The following is a 13,970-nucleotide window of genomic DNA, read 5'->3' on the forward strand; positions in this document are numbered from 1 at the left end:
AATATTCTCATGTATCGCTCAGCGGGCTTCGATCTTCAGCTGACCGTTGGCCTGAACCCGGGTTTTCACCGGAATCAGCGCGGGCAGGGCCTTGACCAGGGCATCCGGGTCGTGGACGTCGAGGTTGCCGGACACCTTGTAGGCGCCGATGGCGCCCTCGGCCAGTTGCACCGGCTGTTGTCGATAGAGGTTCAGCTCGTCCACCAGGCTGGCCAGGTCGCGGTTGCGAAAGGCCAGGCGCCCGCTGCGCCAGTCGGCCACCTCGTCGCGGTCCAGGGACTGTTGGCGCAAGGTGCCTTTTTGCAGGTCGTAGGTGGCTTGCTGGCGGGCGCCGAGCAGAGTCAGATCGCCGGGCCGGCCATCCGGACTGAAGGCCACCTGGCCGTGGGCCACGCTGACCACCAGTTGGCGCTGACCGCGGCGCACATCGAACGCGGTGCCCACCACCCTGACCTTGGCCGCGCCGCTGTGCACCCACAGCGGCCGCTCCCGATCGGCGGCAACCTCCAGGTACAGCTGGCCCTGCTGCAGGTAGATATCCCGTTGCCGGCCGCTGAAATCCACCTTCACCCGAGTATTGGCATTGACGTAGAGCGTGCTGCCGTCCGGCAGCTTGAAGGTTCGCGCGCCCTGTTCCTGGGCTGCGATCTGCTGCCGGTAAGGCGCCTGGGGTGTCCCCAGGTTGAGCGCCAGCACCGCGCACAGCAGCGCGGCCGCCACTGCCAGGGCCGGCCGCCACAGCGGTGTCTTGCGCCGGGGGAGCGGCATTGGGCGGTTCAGTTGCTGCAACTGTGCCAGGTCGACCCACAACTGCTCGAATTCGGCATAGGCCCGGGCATGGGCCGGCTCACTGATCCAGCTGTCGAACGCCTTGCGCGTGGCCCGGTCCGGATCATTGCGGTTACGGGCGAACCAACTGGCGGCCTGGGCATCGATCTGCTCGCTGTCGAGGTCGTCCTGGGGGCCGGTAAAGCGGGTCATTCAGGCTGCTCCTTGCCATTTTCTCGTTGTAGGTGTTGCTTGCAATGCAGCAGGGCAAAGGCGATGTGTTTTTCCACCATGCTCACGGAAATCCCCATGCGCTCGGCGATCTGCGTCTGGCTCAGCCCCTCGAAGCGGTGCAGCATAAGGGCTTCGCGGCGCCGCGGCGAGAGCTGGGCGAGGACTTCTTTCAATTGTTCCAGGCGTTGCAGGCGCTGGGCGGCGGGCAGTGGTTCGTGCCGTTCGTCGGCCAGGGGCTCAGTGTCCAGGCCTGGCTCGGGATAGACCGGGTGATGCACCCTGGAGCGCACCTGCTGACGCCGCCAGTGATCGCGGAGCAGGTTGCGTGCCATCTGGAACAGGAAGGCCCGGGGCTGTTCGACCTGGTCCCGGTCCCGGTAGTCGAGCCATTGGGTGAACACGTCCTGGGTCATGTCCGCCGCGTCGCTGGCGTTATCCGTGCGTTTGCGCAGGAAATGCAGGATGTCCGCATAGAACCCGCGGACAGAGTCCGCCAGCGCAGAGTCGGGCTTGGAGCGAGACATGGATATCCTTCTTGACGACGCGTTGAGCACAAGGTCGCAAATGATATCGATAATTATTGCTATTTGTCACTTGGGCCGATTGGCCGCCTGCCTCTGCCGTCTGCGCGCCTGAGGGCTTTGCTTGGCTGGCTGGCCGATTCGCCGGCAAGCCGGCTCCTACGGAGGCGGCGATCAACCCGGTTTTGTAGGAGCTGGCTTGCCAGCGAAGGCCTCCCCGCAAAGGCTCAGATCACGAAGAAACCATGGGTGCCGTCGCGACGCAGTTGCTCCACCAGGCCGAATTCCCAGTCCAGATAGCCCTGCATGGCCTCCCGGGGATTGTCGGTGCCTTCATAGGGCCGGCGGTAGCGGTCGATCCGCGGCGAGGCCAGTTGCTGGCGGCTTTCCTCGACGGGCAGGCCAGCGTCGATCCAGGCCGTGGTGCCGCCGCTGAGCAGGAACACCGGGCGCTGGGTCAGGGCCTGTAACTGAGGCACCACGAAACGCGCCAGCAGGCTGCTGCCGCAGGTCAGGACATAGCGTTCGGGCTGGGGCAGCCGGGCCAGGGATTCCTGCAACTGGCTGGGCAGCACCCACCAGGCCCCGGGGATGTGACGCTGCACGTAGTTGGCGCTGGCGGTGACATCCAGCACCAGGGTGCCGGGTTGCTCCAGCCAGGCGGCCAGGGTCCGCGGGCTGATTTCTTCGGCCGGCGTGGTGTCCGGCAGCGGCGCCTGCCAGGGCCCGCGCACGCTGAAGTCGCTGGCGCGCAGGCCGTCGAGCACCGCCACTTGCCAGCCCATCTGGGCCAGCCAGGAGGCGCTCATGTTGGCCCGCACACCGTCGTCGTCCACCAGCACCAGGCGCGCGCCGCGCACGCTGGCAAAGTGATCGGTTTCCTGCACCAGTTGCCCACCGGGCGTGGAACGGGCGCCGGGCAGGTGGCCGGCGGCGAATTCTTCCGGAGTACGCACATCGAACAGGTAGTTGGTGCGCCGGGCATCGGCTTGCCAGCGCCGCCACTGGGCCAGGTCGATGCGCGCCACATCGGCCCGGTCCGCGACCGCCCGTGCCGCCGTTTGCGCCTCGGCCCGCTGCTTCTCGTCGACGGCTCGAAAGCGCCGGTTCTGCCCGTGTTCCAGTTTCTGTCCGGCCAGGGTCCAGCCGATGGTGCCGTTGCGCAGGGCCGCCACCGGGTTGGGGATGCCGGCGTTGACCAGGGACTGGGTGCCGATGATGCTGCGGGTGCGTCCGGCGCAATTGACCACCACCTGTGTCCGCGGATCGGGGGCCAGCTCGCGCACCCGCAGCACCAGTTCGGCGCCGGGCACGCTGGTGCTGCCGGGAATGCTCATGGTCTGGTATTCGTCGAAGCGCCGGGCATCGAGCACCACCAGGTCAGCCTGCTGGTCGAGCAGCGCCTGGAGTTCCTCGGCGGCCAGGGACGGGGTATGGCGCTCGGCTTCCACCAGCTCGCCAAAGGATTTGCTCGGTACGTTGACGTCCTTGAACAGCTCGCCACCGGCGGCGCGCCAACCCTCCAGGCCGCCTTCGAGCAGGGCGACATCGCGGTAGCCCAGTTGTACCAGACGGGTCGCGGCGCGCTGTGCCAGCCCTTCGCCCTGGTCATAGAGGGTGATCGGGGTGTCGCGCCGGGGGATGCGCGCATAGACCTCCAGCTCCAGTTTCGACAACGGGATATTGGCCGCGAACAGCGGGTGGGCTTCGGCGAAAGGGGCCTCTTCGCGGACATCGACCAGCGCCAGTTCCTGGCGGTCGAGCAGGGCCTGGCGGATCTGCGCCGGGCTGCGGGTAGGGAAATCGGTCATTGCGGGGGCTCCTTCGACAAGTCCCAGAGGTTAGGCAGCAAGCGGTTGGAATAACCGGAGACAAAGGGCTTCTCGTGACCTTCGGGGCTGTACACGGCCCGGCGTACCGCACCGATATTGGCGCCGTACACATGGATGCTGATGGACACCCGATCGGCGTAGGCATTGCTCACCTGATGGATGTCGCCAATGCGTGGCGATACCGCTTCCACCTGGCCCGGCACCAGGCGCACCGCAGCGCCGGCCGGTTGCAGGCGCCCGTCGGCCAGGCGCTCGAAGCCCTGGCTGTCTTCGGCGCCGCGAAGCATGCCGATCAGGCCCCAGACCCGGTGATCGTGGATCGGCGTGCGCTGCCCCGGACCCCAGACGAAGCTGACGATGGAGAAGCGCTGGCGCGAGTCGGCATGCAGCAAGAATTGCTGATAGTGCTGCGGGTCGGGCTGGGCGAATTCATCGGGCAGCCAGTCGTCCTGGCGCACCAGGCGCCGCAGCAGGTCGGCGCCTTGCTCCAGTACCCGGGCCTCATCGGGATGGCCGTCCAGCAGCTCGGCCAGGGCGGCGATGAAGTCCCGCAGGCGGGCGAAGTTGGGTGTATCGATAGCGACTGTTGCGGCGTTGTGGGGCATGAGCTCCCTCCGTGGATACAAGGCAAATGACGCGAACTACACGGGCGAGCTAAAAGGTATTATTCTTATCGAACATTTTTCCAGTCATTTATTATGCGAAAAAAGAATGAAGATAGATGATCTGAACGCGTTCGTGGCGGTGATCCGCTGCCAGACCATCAGCCAGGCGGCCGATGCCCTGCAGTTGACCCAGCCGGCCATCACCCGCCGGGTGCAGAATTTCGAGGAAGCCCTGGGGGTGGAGTTGCTGGACCGCAATACCAAGCCGCTCAAGCCCACCAGCATGGGCTTGCGGGTTTACGGTCAGTGCCTGGAAGTGCTGCGCAGCATCGATGCCCTGAACGAGTTGGTGGCCAATGACGGCGCCCCCAGCGGCGCGCTGCGCATCGGCGTGCCGCAGACCATCGGCGATGTGGTGCTGCTGGATGCCCTGAGCCAGCTGAAGAACCTCTATCCGCAGTTGCAGACCTCGGTGGCCACCGGTTGGGGCAGCCATCTGCTGAGCAAGGTCGAGAACGGTGAGCTGGACGTGGTGGCCGCGCTGTTTCCCGCCGGCAAGGTGTTCCCCGAAGGGGTGGTGGGGCGCTCCCTGGGCAGCATGAATCTGGTGGTGGTGGCGGCCAAGGACGAGGTGCGCAAACGCTCATGCAAGCTGGCCGACTGTTACCAGCGCGGCTGGGTGCTGAACCCCGACGGTTGTGGTTTTCGCGCCGGCCTGCAACGGGCCTTGAGCGCCCAGGGCCTGACCTTGCAGATCAACCTGGAAACCTTCGGCACCGAGCTGCAACTGGGGCTGATCGCCAATGGCCTGGGCTACGGTCTGGTGCCGCTGCCGCTGCTGGAAAACAGCAGCCACCGGGACAAGTTGGAGATCGTCCCGGTCAGCGACTTCAAGCCGGTGATCGACCTGTGGCTGATCCACCCGCGCTTTCTCGGCAACCTGCAGGAGCCGGTGAGTCTGTTCGGCGAAATGGTCGCCGCCCGCGTCGGCTAGCCACGGGTGCGACGCAAATCGGCGGTAGGAGCTGGCTTGTCAGCGAAGGTGCCGGCAAGGGCGGCACAAGGCTCTACGGCCTTTTCGCCGGCAAGCAGGCTCCTACGGGTTTATCCTTTGTTTGCATATATATCTATTTGATGAATGCATTTTTTGTATATTAAGTTAGAACCAAAACGAATTTCACGGACGTTTTTTATGTAGTTAGCATGGGGCTCGAACGCGCTGAAATAGGGATGTTGAAATGCCTGCACAAGCCCCGCTGTCCTTGTCTGTCCGCTGGACCGAGCGCCCCGGAGTGAAGCTCCTGGGCAATCTGTCGCTGCGCCTGATCAGCCCGCTGGTGCTGTTGTTGCTCTGGGAACTGGCGTCGCGCAGCGGTCTGTTGCCGGCACGGATCATTGCCGCGCCGAGCACCATCGGCGGCACCCTGGGGCAGATGCTCGGCAGCGGCGAATTGGCCGGGCACCTGTGGGTGTCCCTCAAGCGCGCCCTCAGCGGCCTGGCCATCGGCGTCAGCCTGGGCACGCTCCTGGCCCTGCTGGCTGGGCTGTCGCGGCGCGGCGAGATCGCCATCGACTCGCCGATGCAGATGCTGCGCACCCTGCCGTTCCTGGCCATCGTGCCGCTGTTCATTCTCTGGTTCGGCGTGGGCGAGACGCCGAAGATCGCGCTGATCGCCCTGGGCACCACCTTTCCCATCTACCTCACGCTGTTTTCCGGCATCCGCAGCCTGGATCCCAAGTTGCTGGAGGCGGCGACCCTGCTTGGCCTCAAGCGCTGGGAACTGATCGTCCACGTGATCCTGCCGGGGGCCTTGCCGGCGTTCTTCGTCGGCCTGCGCTACGCCTTCGGCATCAGCTGGCTGGGGCTGGTGGTGGTGGAGCAGATCAACGCCAGCGCCGGCATCGGCTACCTGGTCAACGACGCCCGGGACTTCATGCGCACCGACGTGATCGTCATCTGCCTCCTGGTCTACAGCGTGCTCGGCCTGGGTATCGACGGGTTGGTGCGCGGCCTCGAACGTTGCGCCCTGGCCTGGCGCCCGACCTTTATCAGGAACTGACCATGACTGTGTCATTGCCCCAGCCGGGCCCAGTGCGCGCCGCCGTCGAATGCCGCGGGGTAACCCGACGTTTCGCCGGGCAGGCGGTACTCGACAGCCTGGACCTGAACATCGCCCCGGGGGAGTTCGTCGCCCTGCTGGGCAGCAGCGGTTCGGGCAAGACCACCTTGCTCCGGGCCCTGGCCGGGCTGGAACCCATCGATGAGGGCCGGTTGCGGGTGCCTTCGGCCATGGCCGCGGTGTTCCAGGAACCACGGCTGATGCCTTGGAAGCGCGTGTGGCGCAACGTTGCCCTGGGCGTGCGCGGGGCTGGGGTCCGTGAGCGGGCCGAAGCGGCGCTGGCCGAAGTCGGTCTGGCCCATCGCTTGGGCGCCTGGCCCGGCACCCTGTCCGGCGGGGAGGCCCAGCGCGTGGCCCTGGCCCGGGCCCTGGTGCGCGAACCGCAGCTGTTGCTGCTGGATGAACCCTTCGCCGCCCTCGACGCCCTGACCCGGATCCGCATGCATCAATTGATCATCCGCCTGTGGCGGGTGCACACCCCGGCGGTGCTGCTGGTGACCCACGATGTCGACGAGGCGCTGCTGCTGGCCGACCGGGTGCTGGTGCTGGCCAACGGGCAAATCGCCGAACAACTGCCGATCCGCCTGCCGCGTCCGCGTCAGGTGTCCAGCCCGGGGTTCCAGCCGCTGCGTGCGCGGTTGCTGCAGCTGCTGGGTGTGGACACCGAGGCCGAGCCGGCCGTCGACATCTCCCACCCCCTGAGCAGGACTGCCAGCCGATGAGCCTTTCCAGCGTGCAACCGTCTTCGTCCGTGTCCCGTCGCGTCCTCGATCCGGACTCCAGCGAGTTCGCCGACCTGCTGCAGCAGTTGCGCGAGGAGTTCGCCGCCACCGCGGCCCATTACGATCGCCACAGCGAGTTTCCCCACGCCAACCTGCAGCGCCTGCACCAGCATGGCCTGTTGGCCCTGACCGTGCCCCGGGCCCTGGGCGGCAGCGAGGCGACCCTGGCCCAGGCGCGGCGGGTGATCGGCGCCGTGGCCCAGGGCGAACCTTCCACCGCACTGGTGCTGGTGATGCAGTACCTGCAGCACACACGGCTGCAACAGAACACCGCCTGGCCGCTGCACCTGCGCCAGCGCGTGGCGCACGAGGCGGTGCAAGAGGGCGCCCTGATCAATGCGCTGCGGGTCGAGCCGGACCTCGGCACCCCGGCCCGGGGCGGCCTGCCGGCGACCCTGGCGCGGCGGGTCGAGGGTGGCTGGCGGCTCAGCGGACGCAAGATCTACTCCACCGGCATTCCCGGGCTGACCTGGCTGGCGGTCTGGGCCCGCAGCGACGATGCCGAGCCGCAGGTGGGCACCTGGCTGGTGCACCGCGACAGTCCCGGCATCCGCGTCGAGGAAACCTGGGACCACCTGGGCATGCGCGCCACCGGCAGCCACGACGTGATCTTCGACGACGTGTTCGTGCCCCAGGAACAAGCGGTGGACATCCAGCCGGCCGACGTTCCGCGCCCCTCGGAGCTGGACAGCAAGGGCGTGCTCTGGCTGGCGGTGCTGCTGTCGGCGATCTATGACGGCGTCGCCCGCGCCGCCCGTGACTGGCTGCTGGGCTGGCTGGCCCAGCGCGCCCCGGCCAACCTCGGCGCGCCGCTGTCGAGCCTGCCGCGCTTCCAGGAGCTGATCGGGCGTATCGACGCCTTGCTGCTGAACAACCGGGTGCTGCTGGATGCCGCCGCCGAAGGGCGGATCGCCCCGGGCGAGGCGACCCAGATCAAGTACCTGGTGACCAGCAACGCCATCAGCGCGGTGGAGCTGGGCATCGAGGCCATCGGCAATCCCGGGCTGGCCCGGGGCAACCCTATCGAGCGGCACTACCGCGATGTGCTGTGCAGCCGCATTCACACCCCGCAGAACGACGCGATCCTCGGTGCCGTGGGCCGTGCCGCCTTTGCCTTGCCCAGTCGTGGAGCCCAGGTGTGACGCGCATTGCCAGCCAGTTGGATGAAGCCTTCAACCAGCAACTGCGCCAGTGGTTGCCGGGTGTCGACGTCCTGAGCCTGCCCCGGGGCCTGCCACAGGACTTGCCGGCTGATGTCGAAGTGCTGCTGGCCGCGCCCCATGCGGACTTTCGCGACGCGCCGGAGCCGCCCGCGGGCTGGCCCTTCGGTTTGCGCTTCGTGCAACTGGTGACCTCGGGGCTGGACTACTTTCCCCGTTGGCTGTTCCAGGACCTGCCGGTGGCCAGCGCCCGGGGCAGCACCGCCGAGAGCATTGCCGAGTTTGCCCTGGCGGCGATCTTCGCCGCCGCCAAGCAATTGCCAAAGGTGTGGATCGAGCGCGCCGAACACTGGCAGCAACGGCCGCTGGCCTCGGTGGCCGGCAGCACTCTGGGGCTGTTCGGCTTTGGCAGCATCGCCCGGGAACTGGCGCCCAAGGCCCAGGCCCTGGGCATGCAGGTGCTGGCCCTGCGCCGTTCGGCGCAGCCTTTTGAAGTGCCTGGGGTCGAACCGGTGGCCGACCTGCACCAGCTGTTTGCCCGGGCCGATCACCTGCTGCTGGCGGTGCCCCTGACCGAGCAGACCCGGCGGATCATCGATGCCGATGTGTTGGCGTCGGCCAGGCCGGGGCTGCACCTGATCAATATCGCCCGTGGGGCGTTGATCGATCAGCCGGCGTTGTTGCAGGCACTCGACACGGGGCACATCGCCCTGGCCAGCCTGGACGTCGCCGACCCCGAGCCGCTGCCTGCGGGCCACCCTTTCTATAGCCACCCGCGGATCCGCCTGTCGCCCCACACCTCGGCCAATTCGCCGCGGGTCTACCTGAATATCGCCCGCTTGCTGGGGCGCAATTTGCAGCACTGGGGCGCTGGCTTGCCCCTGGAGAATCCGGTGGAGATCCAGCGTGGCTACTGATCTGCGCCGCCTGCATGGACCGGTGCAGGAGATGTGGCGAGTTCAAGGGCGCCAAGCACGGCCCTGCGGGCCTTTGCGCAGATGACAACTTCAAGGAGAGCGGACATGACCGCACATTTTCGTCCCGCGGTGTATGACTTGCCCCGCGATGGCCATACGGTTTTTCGCTGGGAACACCCGCCCCAGCAGGCCACGGTCGAGCTGGAACGCCGGCAGCGCAAGCAAAGCCTGGCCGCTGCCTTCCGGGTGTTCGCCCGGCTGGGCTTCGACATGGGCGGCGCCGGGCATATCACCGTGCGCGACCCGGGACGCCCGGACCATTTCTGGGTCAACCCGGTGGGGGTGTATTTCGGCCATGTGCGGGTGTCCGACCTGCTGCTGGTCAACCCCGAAGGCGCGGTGATCGAAGGCGAGGGGGCGCTGAACCTTGCGGCATTCGCCATTCATGCCGCCTTGCACGAAGCCCATCCCGAAGTGGTGGCCGCAGCCCATGCCCATTCGTTGCACGGCAAGGCCTGGTCGAGCCTGGGGCGCCTGCTGGATCCGCTGACCCAGGACGCCTGCGCCTTTTATGAGAAGCACGGGCTGTTCGACAACTTTTCCGGGGTGGTGCTGGAGGCCAGCGAAGGCGCACGGATCGCCGCCGCGTTGCAGGGGCACAAGGCGCTGATCCTGCAGAACCACGGCCTGCTGACCGTGGGCGAAACCGTTGAGGCGGCGGTGTGGCGCTTCATCGCCATGGACAACGCCGCCCAGGCTCAGTTGCTGGCGGAAGCCGCCGGCACCCCGCGACTGATTCCCCACGAGGTGGCGCGCCACACCGCGCGCCAGGTCGGCACCGAGTTTGGCGGCTGGTTCAGCTTCCAGCCTTACCGCGAGCGGATCGTGCGCGAAGAACCGGACTTTCTCGATTAAGGATCCTTGCCCATGCAACGTCGTCGTCTTCTCCAACTCTCGGCCCTGGCCGGTCTGGCCGCCGTCTTGCCGCGCCTGGGCCTGGGAGCCTCCGTGGACCTATCCGGGGTCACCCTGAATGTCGCTACCTACAAGGGCGCGGCGCCGAGCTTCTTCGCCGAGGCGGGCATCGAGCCGCCACCCTACAAGGTCAGGTACGCCGAGTTCAGCGGCGGCAACCTGAGCTTCGAGGCCCTGGTCAGCGGCACCCTGGACATCTCGCCGATGAGCGAGATCCCGCCGATCTTCGGCATCAAGAACCACGCCCCGGTGAAGCTGATCGCGGTGCTCACCGGCGACGTCAACAACCAGGCCTTCATCGTGCCCAAGGGCTCTGTGGTGCAGTCGGTGGCCGAGCTCAAGGGCAAGCGCATCGGCTACATCCGCTCCACCAGCTCGCATTACTTTCTGCTCAAGGCACTCAAGGAACAGGGCCTGGGCTTTGCCGACATCGTGCCCATGGCGCTGACCCCGCAAGACGGTTTTGCCGCCTTCCAGAACGGCGCCCTGGATGCCTGGGTCAGCTTCGGCTATTTCATCCAGCTGGCGGAACTGCGGGCCGGGGCCCAGGTGTTGAAGACCGGCCAGGGCTACCTGTCCGGCAACTACGTGATCGCCGCCAACCAGAACAGCATTGCCGACCCGCTCAAGCACGCGGCGATCACCGACTACATCCTGCGCGAGTACCGCTCCTGGCAATGGATCGCCAGCCATCCCGAGGAATGGGCGACCAGGAGCGCACAGATCCTCGGCATGCCGCGCGAAGTGTTCCTCGCCCAGTACCGGGCCCAGAGCGGCCCGCGGTTGCTGCAACCGGTGGACGACGCGGCGGTGAAATCCCAGCAGGACGTGGCCGACCTGTTCTTCGAAGCCGGCGTACTGCCCCAGCAACTGGATGTTTCCGGCTTGTGGGACCGCAGCTTCCACTGGTCCTGACCCTGTGGGAGCCGGCTCAAGCCTTGCGGTGCCCGGGAGAGCGCCTTCGCTATCCGCAGGGGCGATTTCCTTGATTGGCCAGGAGGCCCCATGTTGTCTCGAAACTTGCTGTGCCTGGCGCTACTCAGCCCCTGGGCGCTGGCCGCCAGCCCGGCGCAATCGCTGCACCAGCGCCTGACGGTGCTCGACAGCCACCTCGACACGCCGATGCAACTGGCCCGCCCCGGGTGGGACATCACCCAGCGTCATGACTATCGGGACGATCTGTCCCAGGTCGATCTGCCTCGGATGAAAGAGGGCGGGCTGGACGGCGGGTTCTGGGCCATCTTCACCCCACAGGGCCCGCTCAACGCCGAGGGCCGGACCCTGGCCAGCGAACATGGGCTGGCGGTGCTGGCGCGGATCCGCGACCTGATCGCCGCCCACCCCGATGACTTCGCCCTGGCCCTGCAGGCCAGCGATGTTCCGGCCATCGTCGCCCGTGGCCAGCGGGTGGTCTTCATCAGCATGGAGAACGCCGAGCCCCTGGCCGCCGACCCGGCGCGCTTGCACACCTATTATCGCCAGGGCCTGCGCATGCTCGGCCTGGTGCACTCGGCCAACAACGACTTCGCCGATTCGGCCACCGCCCTGCCGCAGTGGCACGGCCTGAGCCCGGCGGGGCGCGAGCTGGTGGCCGAGGCCAATCGCCTGGGCATCCTGCTGGACGTGTCCCATGCCTCGGATCAGGTCTTCGACCAGGTCCTGGCCCTGTCCCGCGCGCCGATCATTGCCTCGCATTCCAGCAGCCGGGCGATCACTGCCCATCCGCGCAACCTGGATGACCAGCGCCTGCGCCAGCTGGCGGCCAGGGGCGGGGTGGTGCAGGTCAACAGTTTCCCCAGCGACCTGATCAACAGCCTGCCCAACCCCGAACGCGACAAGGCCCTGGGGCCGTTGTACCGCGAGTTTCGCCTGGCCGCGAGCCTGAGCCCCGGGCAGGTGGCGGACCTGGCCGAGCGGATTCGTCAGGTCGAGGCTCGTTACCCGCAGCCCAGGGCCAGCCTGGACGACTACATGCGCCACCTGCTGCACATCCTTGAGGTGGTGGGCCCGGACCATGTGGGCATCGGTGCCGACTGGGATGGCGGCGGCGGAGTGCAGGGGCTGGAGGATGTGGCGCAGCTACCGCGAATCACCGAGCGCCTTTTGGCGGCGGGTTACAGCGAAGCGGACCTGGCGAAGATCTGGAGTGGGAATCTGCTGCGGGTGCTGGCTGCGGCGCAGGCCGATACCGCTCGTTAGGAGGTTGACTGCTCAGGCCAGATGAAAGGCTTGCCTGATCCGCAAAATCAGCTGTTGCAGGCTTTCTGTCAGCCCAATAGCGGCAGGATCCACGGCTTGTTCAGCCAGTTGCAGCAGGAACTGCTGCAGATCTTCAGCTATTGGGTCGGGCAGGTGGGTTGAGTGAGGTGCAAGCAGGACTGAGAGGCTCAAGACATCGTTACGGTGTTTGCGAATGTTCTTGCTGTCGATCTGCTCCCCCTTGCCCTGGCGCTCGGTGAGGTTCAGCCAGGCATGGGCCTTGAGGGGAATCAGCCGATCCGCCCCAATGTAGGTGATCGCGTCGATCCGCTGCATGCCGGCGAGTAAAAAGTCGTAGTACTGCTCGTTGAGCAAGATGGCCGACAAGCTTGAGACGGCTTCGTCGACAGGAATAGGACTCAAGGTCGCGCCCTCGGCCAGATCGATGCCTTGCGGGCTACGCGAGAACAGTTCGATCTGTACAGGGAAGCTGGTATCGGTCGGCGCCATGAAGCGATAGAAAATCGGCCTTTCGTTATTGCGTTGCTTGATCTGATAACCGCCGGTTCGTATGAACTCCCAGAACCGAGCGACAAACGAAGGGTCCAGCGCTTCGATGATCAGGACGATGTCCAAGTCTCGGGTGGCTCTGAACGCCTGGCCGGCTTCTTCCATGCTCAGGTAGGCGGCCACGCCTCCGATCATCACGTAGCGGTCGGCGTAGTCGGTGAAGTACTCACGGAAGCGGTCCAGCCCCCTTACCATTTCAAGTTTCCTTCCACTTGGCTCAAGCCGATCTGTATCCGTTCATCCTTGCTGTCCTGCAGGCTCAGGAGCAGCGAGAAAGGATCGACACAGCCATCCTTTGTCCGAGCATAGACGGTGGGTTCGTAGGACCAGATCTGCAATGCGCAGGCGGCCTCCTCGGGGGCGACTTCGCTCAGCGCCGGGGAATCCTTCAGGAGAGTGGCCAGGGTTTCGCTGGAGCAGGCGTAAACCGGCAGCCGGGGTTCCATCAGCAGGCTGTGCTTGTTCAGCGCCGACTCGCCGGCGAACAGCAATGGAGTGTTATTCAAGTGCGGGATCTGGTTCAGCCACAGGGTCTTTTTCACTGGAGAGCGCATGTGCTTCCTGGCGCCTTCCCAGAGTTGATGCGACGAAATCTGGATCTCGATATGGGCTTGCCGGTCGCTGTGTACCACGATCAGCCCCAGGTCCTTCAGCTCCTTGACGGCGCGGGAAACGGTCATCTTGGAGTACTTGAACGGGTAGCCCAGCGTCGCTTGGGACAACTGCAACGAGGGCGGCGAGGGATTCATCAACAGGTGGATCAGCATGGCCTGGGTGGCCGGACTCATGAGCGTGATTTTTTCCTGCCGGGCGCGGAAGTACTCCCTCAGATCAAGCCCCAGTTCGGGGATGAACAGCTGGTTGCCGGGGACGATGAACTGTACGCCTTTGTCAATCAGGCGCTTGCGCTCATAGGAGGCCAGGGCCTCGGCCACGAAGATCAGGGGGGCCTGGGTCAGTTTGCGCAGCGTATCCATGTGCTTTTTCACGTCCGGCAAGCTGGCCGATTGCTGCGGGTTCTCCAGCAAGACCACGCAGGTTTCTCCGAGCAAGGCCATGTGCAGAAGGCAATAGTGGCTGTTGAGGTAGTAGGGAAGGCTGGGGGCCTGATCCCAGGCACTGAAGCTTGGGGTATAGCCGAGCACCGTCTCGATGTAGGAGGCGAGCGCAGGCAGTTGGGGGGCGGCGTTCTGGAGTTCGGAGTTCATGGTAGGTGTCCTTTTAACATGTTTTATGAACGGTAACATTGTAAGAGTTACCGTTCAATAAATATGTTACGAACGGTTT

14 protein-coding genes are annotated in these 13,970 nt (G+C 65.8%); 8 read left to right on the top strand and 6 right to left on the bottom strand.

Translation table 11 applies throughout. The features are described from left to right. Nucleotides 1-18 precede the first annotated feature (18 nt). The 4 genes from DNK59_RS14940 to DNK59_RS14955 form a co-directional block, all read right to left on the bottom strand. Nucleotides 19-981, bottom strand: coding sequence for a FecR domain-containing protein (locus DNK59_RS14940; protein ID WP_110723681.1), 963 nt, complete (start codon nt 979-981; stop codon nt 19-21). Next, nucleotides 978-1,526, bottom strand: a complete 549-nt coding sequence (locus DNK59_RS14945; RefSeq protein ID WP_092320277.1) for an RNA polymerase sigma factor — start codon at nt 1,524-1,526, stop codon at nt 978-980. The genes DNK59_RS14940 and DNK59_RS14945 overlap by 4 nt, the downstream gene beginning before the upstream one ends. A gap of 224 nt (nt 1,527-1,750) precedes the next feature. Next, nucleotides 1,751-3,334, bottom strand: coding sequence for a rhodanese-related sulfurtransferase (locus DNK59_RS14950; protein WP_110723682.1), 1,584 nt, complete (start codon nt 3,332-3,334; stop codon nt 1,751-1,753). Then, a complete protein-coding gene (locus DNK59_RS14955) occupies nt 3,331-3,960 on the bottom strand; it encodes a cysteine dioxygenase (protein ID WP_110723683.1) in 630 nt (209 codons plus the stop codon). The genes DNK59_RS14950 and DNK59_RS14955 overlap by 4 nt, the downstream gene beginning before the upstream one ends. 106 nt (nt 3,961-4,066) lie before the next feature. Between DNK59_RS14955 and DNK59_RS14960 the strand changes: the two genes are divergently transcribed. The 8 genes from DNK59_RS14960 (at nt 4,067) to DNK59_RS14995 (ending at nt 12,113) form a co-directional block, all read left to right on the top strand. Then, nucleotides 4,067-4,954, top strand: coding sequence for a LysR family transcriptional regulator (locus DNK59_RS14960; protein ID WP_110723684.1), 888 nt, complete (start codon nt 4,067-4,069; stop codon nt 4,952-4,954). 244 nt (nt 4,955-5,198) lie between these two features. Further along, nucleotides 5,199-6,020 carry an ABC transporter permease gene (locus tag DNK59_RS14965; RefSeq protein ID WP_110723685.1) on the top strand — a complete coding sequence of 274 codons (822 nt, stop codon included), beginning with the start codon at nt 5,199-5,201 and terminating at the stop codon, nt 6,018-6,020. 2 nt (nt 6,021-6,022) lie between these two features. Beyond that, nucleotides 6,023-6,802 carry an ABC transporter ATP-binding protein gene (locus tag DNK59_RS14970; RefSeq protein ID WP_092320282.1) on the top strand — a complete coding sequence of 260 codons (780 nt, stop codon included), beginning with the start codon at nt 6,023-6,025 and terminating at the stop codon, nt 6,800-6,802. Then, nucleotides 6,799-8,004, top strand: a complete 1,206-nt coding sequence (locus tag DNK59_RS14975; protein ID WP_110723686.1) for an acyl-CoA dehydrogenase family protein — start codon at nt 6,799-6,801, stop codon at nt 8,002-8,004. The genes DNK59_RS14970 and DNK59_RS14975 overlap by 4 nt, the downstream gene beginning before the upstream one ends. Next, nucleotides 8,001-8,939 (top strand): D-isomer specific 2-hydroxyacid dehydrogenase family protein, encoded by a 939-nt coding sequence (locus DNK59_RS14980; protein WP_092320284.1) that lies wholly within the window; start codon nt 8,001-8,003, stop codon nt 8,937-8,939. Before DNK59_RS14975 ends, DNK59_RS14980 begins: the two co-directional genes overlap by 4 nt. Before the next feature lie 105 nt (nt 8,940-9,044). Further along, complete coding sequence (locus DNK59_RS14985) at nt 9,045-9,854, top strand: class II aldolase/adducin family protein (protein ID WP_060837933.1); 810 nt, start codon at nt 9,045-9,047, stop codon at nt 9,852-9,854. 12 nt (nt 9,855-9,866) lie between these two features. Then, nucleotides 9,867-10,829, top strand: coding sequence for an ABC transporter substrate-binding protein (locus DNK59_RS14990; RefSeq protein ID WP_110723687.1), 963 nt, complete (start codon nt 9,867-9,869; stop codon nt 10,827-10,829). 90 nt (nt 10,830-10,919) lie between these two features. Then, nucleotides 10,920-12,113: a dipeptidase gene (locus tag DNK59_RS14995; protein WP_110723688.1), complete on the top strand. Its 1,194-nt coding sequence runs from the start codon at nt 10,920-10,922 to the stop codon at nt 12,111-12,113. A gap of 12 nt (nt 12,114-12,125) precedes the next feature. Here the strand turns inward: DNK59_RS14995 and DNK59_RS15000 are convergent, their stop codons facing one another. Beyond that, the gene (locus DNK59_RS15000; RefSeq protein WP_256596379.1) at nt 12,126-12,806 is read right to left on the bottom strand and encodes a hypothetical protein; all 681 of its coding nucleotides are present in this window, start codon (nt 12,804-12,806) and stop codon (nt 12,126-12,128) included. A gap of 65 nt (nt 12,807-12,871) precedes the next feature. Further along, a complete protein-coding gene (locus DNK59_RS15005; RefSeq protein WP_110723690.1) occupies nt 12,872-13,891 on the bottom strand; it encodes a MarR family transcriptional regulator in 1,020 nt (339 codons plus the stop codon). Between the last annotated feature and the right edge of the window lie 79 nt (nt 13,892-13,970).

This window comes from Pseudomonas sp. TKO26 (assembly GCF_003225665.1).
Lineage (GTDB): Bacteria > Pseudomonadota > Gammaproteobacteria > Pseudomonadales > Pseudomonadaceae > Aquipseudomonas > Aquipseudomonas saponiphila.

Bases quoted from the DNA above. Each gene is read 5' to 3' on its own strand.
- DNK59_RS14965 (WP_110723685.1), top strand. From the start codon at position 5,199: ATGCCTGCACAAGCCCCGCTGTCCTTGTCTGTCCGCTGGACCGAGCGC.
- DNK59_RS14975 (WP_110723686.1), top strand. From the start codon at position 6,799: ATGAGCCTTTCCAGCGTGCAACCGTCTTCGTCCGTGTCCCGTCGCGTC.
- DNK59_RS14985 (WP_060837933.1), top strand. From the start codon at position 9,045: ATGACCGCACATTTTCGTCCCGCGGTGTATGACTTGCCCCGCGATGGC.
- DNK59_RS14945 (WP_092320277.1), bottom strand. From the start codon at position 1,526: ATGTCTCGCTCCAAGCCCGACTCTGCGCTGGCGGACTCTGTCCGCGGG.
- DNK59_RS14960 (WP_110723684.1), top strand. From the start codon at position 4,067: ATGAAGATAGATGATCTGAACGCGTTCGTGGCGGTGATCCGCTGCCAG.
- DNK59_RS14940 (WP_110723681.1), bottom strand. From the start codon at position 981: ATGACCCGCTTTACCGGCCCCCAGGACGACCTCGACAGCGAGCAGATC.
- DNK59_RS14995 (WP_110723688.1), top strand. From the start codon at position 10,920: ATGTTGTCTCGAAACTTGCTGTGCCTGGCGCTACTCAGCCCCTGGGCG.
- DNK59_RS14970 (WP_092320282.1), top strand. From the start codon at position 6,023: ATGACTGTGTCATTGCCCCAGCCGGGCCCAGTGCGCGCCGCCGTCGAA.
- DNK59_RS14990 (WP_110723687.1), top strand. From the start codon at position 9,867: ATGCAACGTCGTCGTCTTCTCCAACTCTCGGCCCTGGCCGGTCTGGCC.
- DNK59_RS14955 (WP_110723683.1), bottom strand. From the start codon at position 3,960: ATGCCCCACAACGCCGCAACAGTCGCTATCGATACACCCAACTTCGCC.
- DNK59_RS15005 (WP_110723690.1), bottom strand. From the start codon at position 13,891: ATGAACTCCGAACTCCAGAACGCCGCCCCCCAACTGCCTGCGCTCGCC.
- DNK59_RS14950 (WP_110723682.1), bottom strand. From the start codon at position 3,334: ATGACCGATTTCCCTACCCGCAGCCCGGCGCAGATCCGCCAGGCCCTG.